This is a genomic window from Methylocystis sp., assembly GCF_051062815.1.
In the GTDB taxonomy this organism is placed as follows: Bacteria; Pseudomonadota; Alphaproteobacteria; order Rhizobiales; family Beijerinckiaceae; genus Methylocystis.
The window spans coordinates 1-16,594 of sequence record NZ_JBPFDU010000059.1; the positions used below are offsets into that span (position 1 = coordinate 1).

Annotated in this window: 14 protein-coding genes and 2 pseudogenes; 8 read left to right on the top strand and 8 right to left on the bottom strand. The window is 59.2% G+C overall.

From position 1 onward, the window contains the following. Together ACR65W_RS08800 and ACR65W_RS08805 are read right to left on the bottom strand one after the other, a co-directional pair. Window positions 1-382 (bottom strand): annotated as a pseudogene (locus ACR65W_RS08800) (ISL3 family transposase); the annotation flags it as partial. Window positions 383-466: 84 nt separating this feature from the next. Beyond that, entirely contained in the window at window positions 467-1,594 is a 1,128-nt protein-coding gene (locus ACR65W_RS08805) for a glycosyltransferase family 4 protein (protein ID WP_434500876.1), read from the bottom strand. A gap of 149 nt (window positions 1,595-1,743) precedes the next feature. Here ACR65W_RS08805 and ACR65W_RS08810 point away from each other — a divergent pair. The 8 genes and pseudogenes from ACR65W_RS08810 to ACR65W_RS08845 all read left to right on the top strand — a co-directional run. After that, window positions 1,744-1,947: pseudogene (locus tag ACR65W_RS08810) on the top strand (transposase); the annotation flags it as partial. Window positions 1,948-2,132: 185 nt separating this feature from the next. Further along, window positions 2,133-3,506, top strand: coding sequence for a hypothetical protein (locus ACR65W_RS08815; RefSeq protein WP_434500877.1), 1,374 nt, complete (start codon window positions 2,133-2,135; stop codon window positions 3,504-3,506). Window positions 3,507-4,268: 762 nt separating this feature from the next. Beyond that, window positions 4,269-5,201: a hypothetical protein gene (locus tag ACR65W_RS08820; protein WP_434500878.1), complete on the top strand. Its 933-nt coding sequence runs from the start codon at window positions 4,269-4,271 to the stop codon at window positions 5,199-5,201. Window positions 5,202-5,218: 17 nt separating this feature from the next. Continuing rightward, window positions 5,219-5,974, top strand: coding sequence for a hypothetical protein (locus tag ACR65W_RS08825; protein ID WP_434500879.1), 756 nt, complete (start codon window positions 5,219-5,221; stop codon window positions 5,972-5,974). A 153-nt stretch (window positions 5,975-6,127) separates the two neighbouring features. Next, window positions 6,128-6,556, top strand: a complete 429-nt coding sequence (locus tag ACR65W_RS08830) for a hypothetical protein (RefSeq protein WP_434500880.1) — start codon at window positions 6,128-6,130, stop codon at window positions 6,554-6,556. Window positions 6,557-6,635: 79 nt separating this feature from the next. Next, window positions 6,636-6,992, top strand: coding sequence for a soluble methane monooxygenase-binding protein MmoD (mmoD, locus tag ACR65W_RS08835; protein ID WP_434500881.1), 357 nt, complete (start codon window positions 6,636-6,638; stop codon window positions 6,990-6,992). 10 nt (window positions 6,993-7,002) lie between these two features. Further along, on the top strand, window positions 7,003-8,037 hold the full coding sequence (mmoC, locus tag ACR65W_RS08840) for an aromatic/alkene monooxygenase hydroxylase FAD-binding subunit MmoC (RefSeq protein WP_434500882.1): 1,035 nt from the start codon (window positions 7,003-7,005) through the stop codon (window positions 8,035-8,037). 119 nt (window positions 8,038-8,156) lie between these two features. Then, window positions 8,157-8,285, top strand: a complete 129-nt coding sequence (locus ACR65W_RS08845) for a hypothetical protein (RefSeq protein WP_434500883.1) — start codon at window positions 8,157-8,159, stop codon at window positions 8,283-8,285. A 311-nt stretch (window positions 8,286-8,596) separates the two neighbouring features. Here the strand turns inward: ACR65W_RS08845 and ACR65W_RS08850 are convergent, their stop codons facing one another. The 6 genes from ACR65W_RS08850 to ACR65W_RS08875 form a co-directional block, all read right to left on the bottom strand. Then, window positions 8,597-9,592, bottom strand: coding sequence for a polysaccharide deacetylase (locus ACR65W_RS08850; RefSeq protein ID WP_434500884.1), 996 nt, complete (start codon window positions 9,590-9,592; stop codon window positions 8,597-8,599). After that, window positions 9,589-10,701: a hypothetical protein gene (locus ACR65W_RS08855; RefSeq protein ID WP_434500885.1), complete on the bottom strand. Its 1,113-nt coding sequence runs from the start codon at window positions 10,699-10,701 to the stop codon at window positions 9,589-9,591. Before ACR65W_RS08855 ends, ACR65W_RS08850 begins: the two co-directional genes overlap by 4 nt. 118 nt (window positions 10,702-10,819) lie before the next feature. Then, window positions 10,820-11,407 (bottom strand): Isoquinoline 1-oxidoreductase subunit, encoded by a 588-nt coding sequence (locus tag ACR65W_RS08860; RefSeq protein ID WP_434500886.1) that lies wholly within the window; start codon window positions 11,405-11,407, stop codon window positions 10,820-10,822. Between the two features lie 45 nt (window positions 11,408-11,452). Then, window positions 11,453-11,953 (bottom strand): (2Fe-2S)-binding protein, encoded by a 501-nt coding sequence (locus ACR65W_RS08865; RefSeq protein ID WP_434500909.1) that lies wholly within the window; start codon window positions 11,951-11,953, stop codon window positions 11,453-11,455. A gap of 11 nt (window positions 11,954-11,964) precedes the next feature. Further along, window positions 11,965-14,790 (bottom strand): xanthine dehydrogenase family protein molybdopterin-binding subunit, encoded by a 2,826-nt coding sequence (locus tag ACR65W_RS08870; RefSeq protein ID WP_434500888.1) that lies wholly within the window; start codon window positions 14,788-14,790, stop codon window positions 11,965-11,967. Between the two features lie 270 nt (window positions 14,791-15,060). Then, complete coding sequence (locus tag ACR65W_RS08875; protein WP_434500889.1) at window positions 15,061-16,296, bottom strand: M48 family metallopeptidase; 1,236 nt, start codon at window positions 16,294-16,296, stop codon at window positions 15,061-15,063. Window positions 16,297-16,594: the final 298 nt, after the last annotated feature.

The window sequence follows — 16,594 nt, forward strand, 5'->3', positions numbered from 1 at the left end:
TGAGCTTTGTGATCTGACCTTCGGTCTGTCCGTTCGACCAAGCGGATATGATTGCGGCGCGCACAGCAGCCCTGTCTTTTATGACGCCGTTAGCCAAGGACGCGACGAGACTCAATTTTGCGTGCTCAATCCAGGCGTCGAACTCCGCATCATGCTTCTTTCGGATCATGGCGTGGAAAGCTGCGATGACGCTTCGCGCTTCGACGAGCAGCGGGACGCCGCTTTCTATCGCCACAATCGTTACGGATTCTGACTTGGAGAGCATGTCGCGACCTGTCGTCATCAGCCGCGCAATGGTTCTGGCGGAAGGGACGCGGCGCAAGCTTGAAGTATCAGCTTTCTCGGCCCGACGCCGCCGTCCAGCCCATTCGGAAACAACCCGCAAAAAGCTCCCCTTGAGACGCCCGATCATAAAAGAATTACTCCTGTCGACGGCATTCGTTTCCAAGCAGCGGGATGGTGAGCGTCAAACATCACCACTATAGGTGTCCGGTCGGCAAAGACTGCGCCCGCAAACGATGCGTTGCGACTCGTGGCAGGAAAGAACGCGGATGTGCTCTGAAACGCGGGAGGCGAACGCTGAATAGCGGAAATGTTTCCGCCATCGTCGCCGGCCAGCAGCGCCCATTTCGGCACACTGGGTCGGATTTCCAAGCAACCGCGCCAGACGATCGACGAGCTCGGCCGGCCGATCGAGATCGACGTTGAAGCCGGTTTCGTTGTCGACGTTCACTTCTTGTCCGGCGTCGTGCCGCGAAGCGATGACGGGAAGACCACGCCGCATCGCCTCGATATAGACCATACCAAATCCTTCTTGACGGCTCGGCATGGCGAGTAGATGGGCTTGACCCCAGACGCGGTCTATCTCCGCCTCAGGCACGTAGCCCGTAAATTCGATCTGTCGCGATGCAAGAGATCGTCCCGCGGCCGCCTCAAGATTCGCACGGCCCTTGCCGCCGCCAACGACAAGCAAACGAGCATTCGGGATACGGGCGAGCACGTACGGCCAACATCCAATGAGTTCCGCATGGCCCTTCCGCCCTTCTTCTTCCCACATACGCGCGAGAATGAGCGCGGTGGGCGGACCGGCGAATTCTGGCGCAGCGGGCTCATCATCATCCTCCGTACCGAGCCAACATACCTGTGCCTGCGGGAGCGGGCCTCGGAGAGCCTCGAAGCGAGCCAGAGCATAGTTTGAGATGGCGAGCACGAGATCCGCGCGTCTCAACGCCCTATCGATCTCAGGCCGGATGCTCTCGCATGCCTCCAGCCCAGCCAACCAAACCGCATAAGGGCGAGAAATGAAGTGCGGATGAGCACGGGCGACGCCCGGACAATCATAGACGAAATGTGTCTTCGATAGTGCGGCCATTTGACAGTGTAGCCAAAAACGCAGCTTGCTGCCGCGCGCAATTGTTGCGGAGCACCCCATAATTTCTGGCGCCTCATAATCGCCTAAAGACAGCAATCGAACGTCGGCGCCGGTATCCAGCAGTGCTCGCGCGGTCAACCGACCGACGCGCGCAATGCCCCCATTTCCCGCACGCAGTGTTGCGGAGCCGAGTAGAAAAGACGGCGGAATCTGCTTCAGCATAGGCTCCTTGTTTTCAACAAGGTTGAAACGCCATCGCGCATCGCATTGGAATTCATCGACGCTCGCCAAGGCGACATTATGCTACCCAATAACGCAGCGAGGTCAATGAAGGCCTCATTGAACTCCGCCTTCAACATCGTGGCATTGCGTGGTGTTGGCGCACCACATCCGGCGCTCGGCTGTTCCCCCCTTTCACGCGCTTTCCCAAGAGCCAGGGATGTTCGATTTGCACCACGAACGCCATGGAGAGGCTGCGCGAGGAGTTCAAGCGCAGGATCAAGAGGCAAACCGTGTTGCCCTGCGCGAAAACCGCAGCAATGGGCCTCTTGGTGCTTCTCGCCTTCGGCCTAATCACCAATGCAAGATCGAGCGATCGGAGGCTTCGCCGAGAAGCCTTCCGATCAGTTCATTGACCTCGCAGCGTGATCGGATACTCTCATGTAGCTCGGAGCCTCATCAGTCAACTCCAACACAAATCGCGACGGCATCGAAGTTTATTTGATTGGCTTTGAATGTTGACGGGGACGAAGATGTCACTATGCAAGATCAGCAACGCGTAAATCTTGCCAGTGAGACGCTGCTCGGCGCGCTGATAGTGGGCGGTGGACCAGCGGGAGTAGCCCTTTTACTGGCTGCTCGGCGCATTGGTCTGCTGCGCGATCTGCTTTCCGCCGGCCTAATAATAATCGAGCGAACCGCCGCGGTGGGACCAGGCGAAATCGGCAATTATGCGATCCGATCGGATAGCCTCGCCGACAGTTTCTTAGCGCCCGTCACCCTCGAGATCGCTCCGCCTCTGCAGCACTTATTGGAAAGTCCTGCCGGTAAACGGCTCAATGCAATGCGCGGAAGCGCCGTAGAGCTCACCCTCGTTGCGGATTTCCTCGCGGACTTGAGCACCGAGCTTCAGCGTTGGCTTGTGGGCAATGAGGTCGACCCATTTGTCACTTGCACGGAGGCGCGGCATTCGCGCCGCCAGCGGGATGGCACTTGGGTTACCGAGTGCTGGAGAGCCAATAAGGGCGTACAACTGCTTCACTCGCGAACGCTCGTTCTTGCGACTGGCGCAGAACAGCCGATTCGACGGCTATTCGAAGAGGAGGTAGCCGGTCTACCTCTGCTGCCGCGCTTCGTTGACAAAACCATACAATCGGGAGAGCTACTCGGTCATGGAGGTGCAAAGAAGATCGCAAGCGCACTGAGTGGTCGCTCGTCTCCCAAGGTAGCAATCGTAGGCGCTTCTCATAGTGCGATTGCCAGCGCGCATGTGTGCCTGGAATCCAGCGGCGTCGAGTTTGGACCTTGCGCGGTCACAGTGCTTCACCGCGAAGATTTTCGCCTGACCTATGGGTCGCCGGCGAAGGCGCTGGAGGATGGCTATCACGCGTTCGGCGCCCTCGACATTTGTCCAAAGACGGGTCGTGTCTTTCCACTAGCAGGCTTACGAAGCGATTCCCGTGATCTCATGCGCCGATTCTGGGGGCTGGGTGGATTAGCACCTGAATGTCGTCTGCAGCTTCTCAAGCTGGAAGAGAGCCGGTATGCAGAGGCAAATCAAATTCTGGAAGAAGCGCATCTCATCGTTGCAGCACTCGGCTATTGTCCACGCGCCTTGCCCCTCTTCGACCAGACAGGCGAAAAAATCCCGCTACTTATTGATCTGAAAGGTCCCCTCGTCGATGGGCACAGTCGAGTTCTCGACGCCGCACGACGTCCGGTTCCCGGCGTGTTCGCCATGGGCTTGGCCACCGGTTACCCGCTTGCGAGCACTCATGGCGAGCCCAGCTTCGCGGGCCAGGCCAATGGAGTGGCGCTATGGCAGAGCGACGTCGGCGAAGAACTCATATTGCGACTGCTGGATGAGATTGGGGTGGCGCACGGTTATCTGAGACATCCAGCTGCCGTGAGCTGAACTTGGTCGCCGCGGCGCCTCGGGGCTAGCGAAGGAGACTCCTACGAGTTCCAACAGGAGAAGCGGCTTTCCGTTAAGCGCAAAACATCGGCGGGACGCGGCTCACGCGTGGCGAGCCGTTGGCGGCCTCGAAACAAATGTCCAAATGACTCCATTTGCTGCTTTACGGGCGCGAGCGCGACGAGTGCGACGAAGAGACATGGCGCCAACCGTGACGAACAGGCGAAGATTCAGAGACAATCAATCTATTGCTAAAAAATCGCAGGACATGTGATTGGAGCGCGATCGTGGCGCAACTTTAGTCCGCGCGCCACGCCGGAACGCTTCAAAGCGATTTTGGCCGAACGCGCCGCGTGACTGTCAACATTCCGCATTCGCGTGTTCGACATTTACAAAAACGTTGAGACTTGCCCCTTGAGAGTGCGGAGGAAGCGCTTGGCCGCGCCATCGCCTTCCGGCTCATGCATGAACGATGGCGAGGCGTCGTGTGGGGTGAATGACCTTCGATTCGAACGAAGAGCACATCTTGCTTGATCGAATTCCGGAACGCTATAATCGGACATGGCTCGTCAGTCGACATGGATTTGAAATGCCGGCCGCCGTTAGAGCGGCTCAGGTGGAAGCACAATCCATGGTTGACCCAATTATCGCGGTGAGTCGACCATTCGCGGGCTGAATAGTCGCAGGCAGGTTGTCTCAGAAGCGTGCTGCAGTACAGCTCAGCGCATGAGGCCTAAATGTTGAAGCGCAGCGGAGCGGAGAATGCCATTCGTTACTGTCACATCGGAACTCACAAAGGGGCGGGCCCTCTTCAATCACATCGACGAGTCAATGCCGTATAGATCCGCTCGAGCAATTCGTGATCCGAAGGTCATCGCGTTCCTACAAGAGATAGATGCACAGAGGCTCCTGCTCTCTTCGCTGGAGAGCGCCGATATTTGCATCAATTTCTTGCGCGCCTTTCCGAAGTGGCTGCTCTCTTCCAAAGAAAATCATCTCGAGAATCTAGACAAATTTCGATTTGTTTCATTTACACATGGTACGATTCAGTCCTTCGACGCCTTTTACGCGGAATACCGCGATCGACGTTTTAGGTGCTTCAAGGGCGAGTTCATGTATCACCGCGCCGCTTGGCGTCACGGGTATTCCCACGCTTTCTTAGAGGACGCAGAAGTCGAGCGGAATGATGCTGTCGTTATCTCTTTGCCCTTTTCTGACAACGGCGGCCGGCACCCTCTCATGGACGATGTTATATTTGCATGTAACCAGTTGAGTGTGCCAGTATTGCTCGACTGCGCTTACATGAATATTGGTACTGGAATTCATTTCGACTTCGATCAACCATGTGTGAAGGTGGTCGCGTTCAGTCTTAGCAAAACTTTCTATGGACTGAACAAGATGCGTATAGGCGTACGATTTAAAAGAGAATTCGACGATGACTTTATCGACGTCTTCAACGCGGCCGGTATGGTCAGCCAGTATGCCTGCGCTTGCGGCTTAGAATTTATTGAGAAGTTTGACGTTGACTACAACTATACGAGGTATCGGGAGCGGCAGCTGGAGGTGTGTCGGCGATTGGACATAGAAGCAAGTAACTGTGTGATTTTTGGTTTAGGAAACAAAGAATGGGCGGGCTATAACCGCGGCGGAAAATATAACCGACTTTGTATCAACAGTCTCCTTGAGCAATTTTAATCCGGGAGTATGGTGTTATGGATAAGCCATGGTTAAAAAGGCACACTAAAGCTCTTGATAGAATTATGGACGAAGAATTGGCGCAATGGCATTTCGATCCTACGAAGAAGGTAACTGAATATATTGTTGTTGGTAATATAAAGAGCGCTGTCGGCCCCGAATGGGATAGAATTGTTCGTTTTGCATATGATATGGATTTGACAATTGAGAAGAGTTCAATTTTTGATTTTACGCGCTCTGAAGATGAAGATGAAGATATTGAGATAATTCATAACACTGATATTATTGAATTAATGGGGTATGACAAGAGCAGCGCCTCGCAATTCAAGACATACTCGGATATTTATCCAGATTTATTTTATCCAATTCTAAGAGAGTTCGACTTAGATGGCCCCACCGGGAGCATTATACACCAGAAACCTGGATGGGTGTGCCCGTGGCATTACGATATGTTCAATTTCTATGTTCGCAAATACCGCGTAAGCGATCCAAAATTGGTCCGACGCTATCTGATCTTCATGGAAGATTGGATTTGGGGTCACTACTTTTTAGTCGGCAATTCGGTTGTGCATCAATGGCGTGCTGGCGACGTGATCACCTGGCCTTACCGGATGCGTCACGTCAGCGCCAACGTAGGGCTGACCCCCAAACTTACGCTACAGGTGACCGGCGTATGCCGCGAGGATAGCGCTGTGCTCACAAGGTCTGCTTCGCTTGCCGGATGCCCCGCTTCGCCGGACCCCGCAGATGGGGATGAAAGTCCGTCGAGGTAAACTTCAGCTGCGCTCTGGCATTCGGCAGGGCGTTGGAGCGATTGATTCACAATCGACTCACATGCGTCCTCTTCGGTGGGCGATTTCCGAAAGCGGAGGCCGGCGCTCACCTCTCAGGCGCTCGCCACATTCGCGCGGCAGGCACGCAAGCGGATGCGGGACGCCAAAGCGGCTACCGGCGGGACCATCTACGCGCGCTCGCCCAGCGGGTTGATGTCGACGAGCAGGAAGTCCACATCATCGGCCACAAGAGTGAAGCTCTCGCAGCTCAAAGTCGGCCACCTGCCCGTCAGCGCGCTGATGACGAAAACATCGGCAGGCGAGGACGCCGCCGCCGTCGAGGCGACCTGGATCGGCAAGATGAAGGCGGCGAAGAACAAGTATGACGCCGAGCGCATCCATGTCGAATTCCGGCAGCTCTACAAGCCGCCGGTGATGCCGGTGAATGGCTTCCTGCGCACTGACGCGGCGCTCGGCACCCTGCTCATGGAAATGCGCAACACCGACTATTATGCGACGCCGCTGGCAGGCTTGCGCAAGGAGCGCGGCGTGAAAGTCCTGCATCTGCAAAAGGCGTCCTGATCGCATCGTCGATCGATGGATTTTGAGGGCTCGGGCGGAAGCGCCCGGGCTCCTATCCATGGCTGCAATGGAGGCGCGAATGTTTAGCTTGGATTTTGAAGCTCGCGGCGAGGGTCGCGATCCGGCTGCGGACCCGAATGCGATGCTGCTTCATGCATCGACGCTCTATGCCGCGTATGGCCGAGATCTCGAATATATGTGGCACTGGGAAATCCTGCGCGACGGCGAGTTCGTGCAGGAAGGATGTTCATTGTCGGAGCGCTCCGCGCGCGAAGCCGTGGCGCTCGTCGTCCGATTTTTCGAGCGTCAGGATTGCGCGAGCGCATCCGGCGTGAACGTAGACGGAATCCGGAACTTGCTCAGAGACGCTGGTCTCGGCGCGCCCGAAGTCGTGCGCGGCGCCGAATCCGTGCAGCGAGGCAAAGATAATCCTTAGGGCGACTGAAATGTACCAGATCACTATCGAAACCGAGGAAGGGGAAACCTGTTCCTTCGAATGCGGGCCCAACGAAAACGTCATTTCCGCCGGCCTCCGCCAAAGCGTCATTCTCATGTCCTCGTGCCGGGCGGGCGGTTGCGCGACATGCAAGGGCGAATGTACGGATGGCGACTACGAACTCTTCGACGTCAGCGTTCAGGCCCTGCCGCCCGACGAAGAGGAAGACGGCATGGTGCTGCTTTGCCGCACCTTTCCACGAAGCGACCTGCACATCTTGGTTCCCTATACCTATGATCGCATTTCCTTCGAGGCGATCCAGACCAACTGGGTCGGCGAGATCAAGACCTGCGACAAGGTGTCGTCCAATGTCGTTCGACTGGTCGTGCAGGTCCTCACGTCCGATGGCGCGTCGCCGATTTCGCTCAACTTCATGCCGGGTCAGTTCGTCGACATTGAAATTCCCGGCACCCACACGCGGCGATCCTATTCGATGGCGTCGCTTTCCGGCGACGGCGCACTCGAATTCTTCATCCGCATTTTGCCTGACGGCGCCTTTTCGAAGTTCCTGACGAATGACGCCAGAGTGGGCATGAAGCTGAACCTGCGCGGACCGACGGGCGCGTTCAATTTGCGCGATAGCGGCGCGCGACTCCGCTATTTCGTCGGCGGCGGCACCGGGTTGTCGCCTGTATTGTCGATGGTCCGGCACATGAAGAGCTGCGGCGATCAGACGCCGGCGAAGCTTTTCTTCGGCGTAACGCGGCGCGATGAGCTCTTCTATGTCGACGAACTCAAGACGCTTCAGAGCGCGATGCCCAATCTGGAATTGCGAGTCGCCGTGGTTGAAGGCGGCGATGGCAATGGCGTTGCGGGCGGGACGGTGATTGATCTGCTTCGAGCCGAACTGGCGAAAGATGACGCGCAGCCGGACATCTACCTGTGCGGACCGCCCGCCATGATCGACGCCGCCTTCGCCGCGGCCGAGACGGCCGGCGTGCCGAAGCAACAGGTCTATCAGGAGAAGTTCCTCGCTTCGGGTTAGACGCGCCTCTGTGGACAAGGGGTTATCGGGTTCATCGTGCGTTTGTGACGGCGATATGGATCAATCGGTCCATACGAAGCTTGAAACGCCGCCAAACCAGGAGATTTCAGGAGTTCGCAATGAAACAGGCGGCAAGCTACAAAATTCGCGCTGACTTCCATCTATTTTTTATCGCGATGGCGGCGGCGACGTGGATCGTGACGGAAAGTGGAAAGGTGCGCCTTCAGCGTGACTTCGATTTTTTGTAAGCCTCGACGACGGCATTGATTGAAGTCCCCCGAACGCCGAAGCTAGAAGCCGGAGGCTTGCGGCGATTGTGAGCGGATCGCCGTGAGAGCGCCGTGAGGTGAAGTTTGGGCAGTTTATGAATTTGCCGCGGTGGGTTGGATTTCATAAATATGCGGAGCCGCCTTCATTACTGCCCTTCTATTTCAATTACATAGGTGTTCGCATCTTTGTCCTGACCGGCGCGCCAAACGGCGTAGCGTCCTGTTCCGGACGATTGGTCGGGATCAAGCGAGCGAATACGCGTGAAGGTCGTCCGAATCGACGGCTTCGTTCATCTCAGGCCCGCCGCCTTCAAAATGGCGTCGGCGTCAGCCAGCCATACTGCGTCGTCCGCCTTCAGGCGCAAAAGAACGCGCCGCAGCGCGAAGGCTCCGTCAGGCGTGCCGACGACAAAGGGATGAATTCCGATGACCACAGTCGCGGCGCCTCGCGCTGGGTTGGCGCGCGCCTCAACGACCAGTTCCGATACATAGTCCAACCAGAGCGCCTCGATCTCTCTGGTCGTCTTCATCCGCGCCAGATATTGCCCCATGTCGACGGTTACGGCCGGATAGGGCAGCAGGATGAGCGAGCCTTCCGGCGTCTTCAAACGTGAAATGACATCCGAATCCATCTGGTCGAGCGTATAGGCGACGCCTTCGGCGGCCAACGCACGCATCGTGTCGCGATTGGCGTAGACGCCCGGACTCGACCAGCCCGTCGGCCTGACGCCCGTGGCTTCGGCGATGAGATCCAATGTTCGGCGAATGTAGGCCTTCTGTGCGGCGATCCCGCTCCGGAGCGGCAACATTCGGCTTGTGTTGTTCAAGCCGTGCGCGACGAGCGGCGCGTTCGGCAGCATCGAACGGAACTCCTTCCATACCGATGGATGCTTGCCGAAAAACTCCGCATTCACCACGATGGTGAGCGGCACATTCAGTTCTTTGAATAGCCGGCCGACGCGGACAACGCCCCAGTCGATCGCATATTGACGGAACGCCTCGTTCACGAGGTCAGGCTTTCGCGACGCAAGATCTGGACGGAAGATCGGACCTTGTCCGAAGCCGAACTCCTCCACGAAGAACGCAAAGCTGACTGCGACCTTTTTGCCAGCCGGCCAGGCGGCGGTGTGGATCGCTTCGCGCTCGAAACCCGTGACGCGATCCATTCGATCTTGCGCGCCGCTCTCGATGGGAAGCAGAGCGGCAAAAAGGAGCGCGACTCCGACGATAAGGCCAAACTCAAGAACATTTCGCGCCGTGATCGCGGCTGCGGAGTTCAGGTTCACGGAAGATCGCTCAAGCTCTTAGCGCCGGGCCCCGGCGTGATCAGCGTCGGCCATTGACGCGAGCCGAACGGCACTTGCGGCGGCAGGACCACATTCATCTTGCGCTTCGCGTCTTCGTCGATGATCGCTTGCCGCGCGTCTCCGCCCATCAATTCGAAATCCATGAGATGGTAATCGCCGAAGAATGCGGCGCCCACCGATCGGTCGGCGATGATGCGCGTCAGCGATTCCAGCATATCGTCGGGCGTCGTGGTGAAGGATATTGTCTCGATCAGCATCAAGCGATCATTGATGGCCTCGGGGCCGAAGAACTGCGCGAGCACGCTAAACAGGACATTGTTCTGGCGGGCGACATAGATCGTATTGCTGGCCGCATAGGTTTTGTCCCAGTCGGCGCCAAGCGTCTCTTTCCAACCGGCAATGACATGCATCCAATGGGCGACCTGGGTTTGCGCCGCCCAAGCGATATTTTTCTTCAGCAGCGGCGACTGCTTCTTGGCGAATTTTTGCAGGCCTTCCGCTGAGATCGCGTTGTTCTTCAGGCACTCGTCCATGAACGCGATATTGTTTTGCAGAATGCTTCGATTGTTTGCTCGCCAGTCTTTTTGCATGCCGCTCGCGTCAAGCGTATCGAGCGCGGATTGCATGCGGCTCCTATACGCCGCCAATGCGCCGCGCCATGTCGTGTCCTTGGGACTGTTCAGATACGGAACGACGACTTCGGCCAACGCCATGGTGCTGTGGCCAACCGATTTCAGCAACTGATAGACGATCGGCGCCTGCGGCGCCTCAATCGGCGCCATGCCGGGGCGATAAAGGATAAATCGCCCGCCGGCGCCCGAAAAGAGTCCGAGAATGACCGGATGCTTGGCGAGGATGTTTTTCTTGAAGATCTGCGCGGCGTCGCCGTAGAGCTGGAACATCGTCGTATTCAGCTGCAGTATATTTTTATTGGAGATTTCGGCCGGGCTCGCCGTCTCGACGCCGACAAGTCCTGTGAAGTAGCTTGGCGACTCCGTCGCGCGCGCGGGCGAAGCCGATAATCCAAAGACGACAACCGATGACAGCAGCGTGCAGAGACGGCTTGTCGTGAGCGTGGTGGGCATCATGAGACTCTCCAGTGAGATGAGGACAGCAAAGGCGCGTCACGGACGGGCGACTGTCTCGACGATAGATCCGGTGGCGTCGATCACCGCCTGAAAGCGCGCCGGGTTCGCTTATCCTCCGCTATTTCGGGCATACTGCCCCGGTGTTGATCCAAGCTTCGACGAGCGCCCCCGCCTCCTTCTGCGTTCCCGGCGCGGGTTGGCGGCCAAATCCGGGCGACCAGGCCCAGCCTACGAGCGTGTCGCCGCCAATGTGACGTGCAAGCGCGTCCAGCGAACGGCCGCCATTGCGCGCGGGATCTTTGATCTGCGCACAGATTTCACCGAGCGTTTTGCCCTCCCAGCCCATCTCACGCGGCGCGAGACGCCATTCGTGGTGACCGGGAACGCGGCCGGGATCAAAATTGGCGTCCTGATGGCAGATCGGACAGCGCATCGCCGTGAGCCCTCGGCCATCCGGTCCCCGCTCGACCGGCGGCTGGTGACTCCGGCCCAGTTCACCCTGATGCGGACGATCGCCGGCGGGATGGCAATTGACGCAGCGTGGACTGGTCAGGACTTTGCCGAGTTCGGTAAACAAAGCTGCGGACCGCGCCGCGACGTCGTCGATGCCGGCAAATGTTTCTGGAGTTGCGAGCGTCGCCGATCGGCTGTCGGACGTCACGCATGTCATCAGTCCCACGACCGCTGCGAGAACCGCAAATTTCATCTTCGGTCCCCCTCCTCCGCCGCACTCATGCGAAACGCCGTTTCGCTACATCAAATATCGTCCCGGATCGGCGAGAATGACGTCGCGCACAGCCTCGTGATATTTGAAGTAGCCCGTGCACCGGCACAAATGGCCGTCAAACGCGTCAGCGATCGTTTTCTCGAGATCGGCGCGCGCCACCGGCGTCTTCGCCAGACGCTCGAGCAGAACCTGTCCCTCGTTCAAGAAGCCGGCTGTGCAATAGCCGCATTGGAACGCGAAATGGTCGATGAACGATCTTTGCAGCGCAGTGAGTTCGCCGTTCGTCGCATGGCCTTCCACGGTCCGAATGGATTTCCCGTTGAAGCTCGCCGCCGGAACGATGCAGGTTGGACTGGTGTGGCTCGTCCCGTCCGGATCGTCGATGATCACCGCGCAACTGAGGCACTGCCCGGCGCCGCAGCCAAACTTTGTGCCCGTGAGCCCAAGGCGCTCGCGCAAAAAATCATTCATGGTCAGTTCGTCGCGCACCTTCACCGGGCCGTATGCGCGCCCATTGATCGTCATGCGCACGATCGTCACGTGAGCGCTCCCTTGAGCATTTGTTGAGTCACCGGCAAGGCGTGGAAGCGACGCCCGGTCGCGTCGAAGATCGCGTTCAACAACGCCGGAACAATGGGAATCATAACGACCTCAGCCATACCCTTTGGCGGATCGTTCGGCAGCGGAGGCAACACTTCGATCTCGAGTCCCTGCAAAGGCAGGTCCGACCCGCGCGCGATCAGGTATCGCCCGAGATTCCATTGCCCATTGCCGGGTCCATCTTCATAAAGCGGCAGCGATTCGAGCAGCGCGTAGCCGACGCCCATCGCGAACCCGCCCTGCGCCTGGCCAAGCACGACTTCAGGCGTCAGCGCGCGACCACATTCGAGGACGGTATATGCCCTGTCGATGCGCAAGGCGCCGGTGGCGCGCTCGATCTCGACACGGACCAGCGCGCCGCACAGCGATGTGTAGGAGGTCCCGATCCGGTTGAACACGGTGGGCGGGTATTTGACGTCGACGCGATCTAAGCGAACAAATTTTCCTGAGCTTTTTCGCACGGCCAGCGCATCAATTTCCGCCGTCCACTCTTGTCCGTCGATCGCAAAGGTCGCTTTCGACCACGCCCACCGAGAGAAGCTGTGCGCCATCGCCGCGGTCACGCCTTTGCGCGCATGGGCCCTTGCGGCGATCTCAGATAGCGGCAAGGATCTCAACTCCGGCATCATGAGCCGCCCCTGCTCCCAACGCGCCGCCTCCCATTTCGCGGCTCTCGGATCGGTTGGCGCGAGTCCCCACAGTTCGAGCGCGGCGGGCCACAACCCGAACCGGAAGATGACGCGGGCCGCTTCGGACGCCGAATGAGTCCCGACGTGCGCGCCAATCGAGGAACTGGTTGGCGAACTGATCGCCGGAACCCAGCGCGGATCGCGTTGCGCGGCGTCCTGCGTCGCCTGGTCCATCGTGTAAGGGTCGCCGGAGGTGATGAGCCCGAGTGCGGTGTAGCGGTCGACTTCCGCGACAGCGACTTCGTCGGCGACGGCGCCGAGATGGGCCGCGACCCGGTTCGCAAGCGCCGTCCCTATGCCGTTCCCCATCTCGACGTGATCGCAGTGGATGGAGATCCGACCCTCTGGGTCGATGTCCACCGACGACAATGAAGTGTCGGCTCCACTGCCGTAATCCTTGGTGACGCAAGCCACGCCCGTGCCGACAACGTTCCCTGCGCGCCGTCCACGCGCCTTCTCTTCGGCGCGGCGTCGCCAGATGGCATGCTGTTCCAGTCGGTCAAGGATTTCGGGCGTGCGAACCACGACGTCATAGGTGTTCCCCGCCATTGTCCGACCGCCGGTCTTCAGCGCGTTGCGTCGGCGGAATTCGATCGGATCGATCGCCAGCGTCGACGCCGCCTCGTCGATCAACACTTCCAGCGCCGTCATCGTCTGCAGCGTGCCATAGCCCCGCATCGACCCTGCCGTCACGCCGCGTGAATGCAGCGCGACTGTGGTGACGTCGACTTTTGGAACATCGTAGATGCCTATCGCGGCGTTCGCGGAAACCGCCGCCACGCTGGCCGAATAATTGGCGAGGCCGCCGCCATCCAGCTCATGGTCAGCGGCGAATGCGGAGATTTTGCCTGTTGCTCGATCAACGCCGATGCGCGTGTGGATCTTGAATGCATGCCGCTTAATTCCCCCCTGGAACTGCTGATAGCGATCTTGGGCGAGCCGCACGGGGCGACCGCGAAGGAACATCGCCGCCAGTGCGACGTAAAGCGGAAACGGCGTGTGGTCGCGCCCGCCAAATCCGCCGCCCATATAAGCGAAATGCGCGTTGATATGCGCCGGCTTGAAGTTGGCGCGGGCGTTGCCCAGAAGAGTTGCGACTGAGGTTGCGGCGTCGTACGGCGACTGCACGCCGAGCACGAGCTCCAGGTTTTTGCGGTCGGCGTCATACCAAGCAAGACCGCATTCCGGCTCGAGAAACATTGGATCAACGGATTGGGTCTCGAATTCGCGGTCGAGAACGAGAAGGCTTGGAGTGTTGGCGTCTAGTTCGGCGCGGATCTGTTCGCCGTAGTCCGCCGTTTTAACGTAGGCGGCCCCCGTCGGCACGGGGAGCCGCGCCCATAATGGTCGGCCCCCGTCTTGAAAAAACCCCGGACTGACCCACCCATCCTTGACCGGCGAACAAACGTCGGGCGCGTCAGGTGTTGCGCCGGCGATGCGCGTGAAACGGAACGCGCCGTAATCGCGCTCGACGACGGGGCCGGTTTCGGCGCCGAATTTCAGGAGCGCTTGATTGCGTAACGCGAGCCGCGCCTGATCGAAAGCGTCGAAGCTTTCATAAATCAACAGAGCCGCCGGCTGACCGAGATACAAGGGCGTCTTGCCCACCGGGCAGAACAGGTCGCCGGAATAGAATTTGGGAACGCGGGCGCCGATGCGCGCGAGATCCGTCGCGGTAACGACCACGGAAGGCTTCAGCGCGCCGCTCAAGCGCGCGAGATCGACGCCTTCATATATGTGCGTGGCGTTCGCGGTCCGGATGAGCATGGCGTGCGCGGTATGCGCCGGCCATCCCGGGAGATCCGCGGCGCGGAAATCGGACGCGTACAGCTTCGCCCCTGTGACTTTGGCGACTCCATCAATCCGACCCGCGCCCGTGGCGGCCGGATTCCAGCGCTGTCTTCCAGGCAGCGTCTCGCGTGCGGCGAATCCAGGTTCATTGGCTAGGGCGAGACGCGACAGGCTGAGCGCAATGCCGCTCGCGGTGACCAATTTGGCGAACTCGCGTCGAGAAGCTTTCACGCTCCGACCTCTTGGCTCCACCTCGGCGATCGCCAACGGCGATGCTTTCATTCGCACGGGCATAGACCGCCGGCAAGCTCGGCTCTCCGCGCCGTGGTCTTTACAGGCGCTGATCCGCCAGAGATCAACCAACCAAATTGACGATGCAGTCGCCGTAAGCGCTTTGCGCGATTAGCTTCTCACCAACCGCATCGCAACGCCATCGCGCTGAGCCGCCCGACAGGTCAGCCGTCGTTCACTGCGACGGCGTTATCGCAGCCGTCGATTACAGCGAAGGGATCGCCGCCGTGACGAAGTCGCCGCCAACGGGCGTCGCGCTCGCTACGCCGCGGCGCGCAGGTGCGCGACCCGCACCGGCACGGGCGGATGCGAGAAATAGAAGGTGGCGTAGAGCGGGTCGGGCGTCAGCGTTGCGAGGTTGTCGCGCGTCAGCCGCGTCAGGGCCGAGATCATCGGCTCCTTGCCGACGATCTCGCGGGCGAAGGCGTCGGCTTCGAACTCCGCCCGGCGCGACCGCCACGCGAGCAAGGGCGACAGGACATGCGAGATCGGCTGTCGCGCAAGCAGCAGCGCGACGAGCACCACGCCGGGGTCGTTCGGCAGGCCGAACCAGCCGGCGAAGACATCCGAGCCGAAGGCCCACCACAGCACCGCGAAACCGACGAAGGCGATCGCGGCCGCCAGCGCCAGCATCTGCCGCACATGGCCGAATTTAAAGTGGCCAAGTTCATGAGCAAGAATCGATTCGATCTCGTCGGGCGAATGTTTCTCGAGCAGCGTGTCGAAAAAGACGATGCGCTTGGCTTTGCCGAAGCCGCTGAAATAAGCGTTGCCATGCGTGGAGCGCGTTGAGGCGTCCATCACAAAGAGGCCTTTCGACTCAAAGCCGCATCTGGCGAGCAGCGCCTCCATACGCCGCTTCATGGCGCCGTCTTCAAGCGGCGAAAATTTATTGAAGAGCGGCGCGATGACCGTCGGATATAGCACCGTCATCGCAATCGCGATGGCGATGAAGGCGACATAGGCGATCAGCCACCATGTGTCGGGGGCGGCGCCCAGAAGCCAGAACATGCCGAAGAGCAAGGGCGTCGAAATGGCGAGTTCCAGCGCGCCGGACTTTGCTTGGTCGACGAGAAATTTTTGCGGCGTCAGCCGATTGAACCCGAACCTTTCTTCGAGCCAGAAGGCGCGCGCTGCGGCGAAGGGCATGTCGATCAAACTGCCGATCACGCCGAAGACGAGAACGAAAAGAACGCTGCGAACATGGCCAGGTTCGACGAAGGCGGCGATCGCCGCATAAAGCGGCGCGAGCCCCAGCGCCAGCCACGCGATAGAAATCGCGGCGTCGAAAATCGTTTCCGCGACAGAAAATTCTGTTTTTGCGATCGTATATTCGGCGGCGCGGCGATGATCGTCGAGCGTGACTTCATGCGCGAAATCCGCCGGCACCTGATCGCGATGGGCGTTTACCGTCGCCGTCTGCCGCATGCGCAGATACACGCCAAGGCCGGCCGAGGCGGCGATCGCCAGACAAATCACGACGCCCATTGCGCTCATTCTTCTCTCCCGCCAACTTTCATGCGGCAATATAGGAAAGGGCGGCCTGCTTTGCGAGAGCGCCGCCTTATGTCGCCGCCGAGCTGGGCCGCTGTGCGCGCGCGCCGTCGATAACGCGCATCTCACGTTTCATGCAGACGAGGTCTTCTCCTGACCGTCGCATGGACGAAAGCCTGGACACAGTCGCCAATCCGTCTGCGGCACGACGATTTGAACGGGTCGATCCGCCATAAAGAACGCTGGTCGAGTCTGCTCGAGGTCTATAATTGGGCGATGAGCCTGCGACTCTTCTTAAGGC

What these genes read in the sequence shown, in the direction of transcription:
- ACR65W_RS08805 (WP_434500876.1), bottom strand. Translation starts at nt 1,594, where the DNA reads ATGCTGAAGCAGATTCCGCCGTCTTTTCTACTCGGCTCCGCAACACTG.
- ACR65W_RS08815 (WP_434500877.1), top strand. Translation starts at nt 2,133, where the DNA reads ATGCAAGATCAGCAACGCGTAAATCTTGCCAGTGAGACGCTGCTCGGC.
- ACR65W_RS08820 (WP_434500878.1), top strand. Translation starts at nt 4,269, where the DNA reads ATGCCATTCGTTACTGTCACATCGGAACTCACAAAGGGGCGGGCCCTC.
- ACR65W_RS08825 (WP_434500879.1), top strand. Translation starts at nt 5,219, where the DNA reads ATGGATAAGCCATGGTTAAAAAGGCACACTAAAGCTCTTGATAGAATT.
- ACR65W_RS08830 (WP_434500880.1), top strand. Translation starts at nt 6,128, where the DNA reads ATGCGGGACGCCAAAGCGGCTACCGGCGGGACCATCTACGCGCGCTCG.
- mmoD (WP_434500881.1), top strand. Translation starts at nt 6,636, where the DNA reads ATGTTTAGCTTGGATTTTGAAGCTCGCGGCGAGGGTCGCGATCCGGCT.
- mmoC (WP_434500882.1), top strand. Translation starts at nt 7,003, where the DNA reads ATGTACCAGATCACTATCGAAACCGAGGAAGGGGAAACCTGTTCCTTC.
- ACR65W_RS08845 (WP_434500883.1), top strand. Translation starts at nt 8,157, where the DNA reads ATGAAACAGGCGGCAAGCTACAAAATTCGCGCTGACTTCCATCTATTT.
- ACR65W_RS08855 (WP_434500885.1), bottom strand. Translation starts at nt 10,701, where the DNA reads ATGATGCCCACCACGCTCACGACAAGCCGTCTCTGCACGCTGCTGTCA.
- ACR65W_RS08860 (WP_434500886.1), bottom strand. Translation starts at nt 11,407, where the DNA reads ATGAAATTTGCGGTTCTCGCAGCGGTCGTGGGACTGATGACATGCGTG.
- ACR65W_RS08865 (WP_434500909.1), bottom strand. Translation starts at nt 11,953, where the DNA reads ATGACGATCAATGGGCGCGCATACGGCCCGGTGAAGGTGCGCGACGAA.
- ACR65W_RS08870 (WP_434500888.1), bottom strand. Translation starts at nt 14,790, where the DNA reads ATGAAAGCATCGCCGTTGGCGATCGCCGAGGTGGAGCCAAGAGGTCGG.
- ACR65W_RS08875 (WP_434500889.1), bottom strand. Translation starts at nt 16,296, where the DNA reads ATGAGCGCAATGGGCGTCGTGATTTGTCTGGCGATCGCCGCCTCGGCC.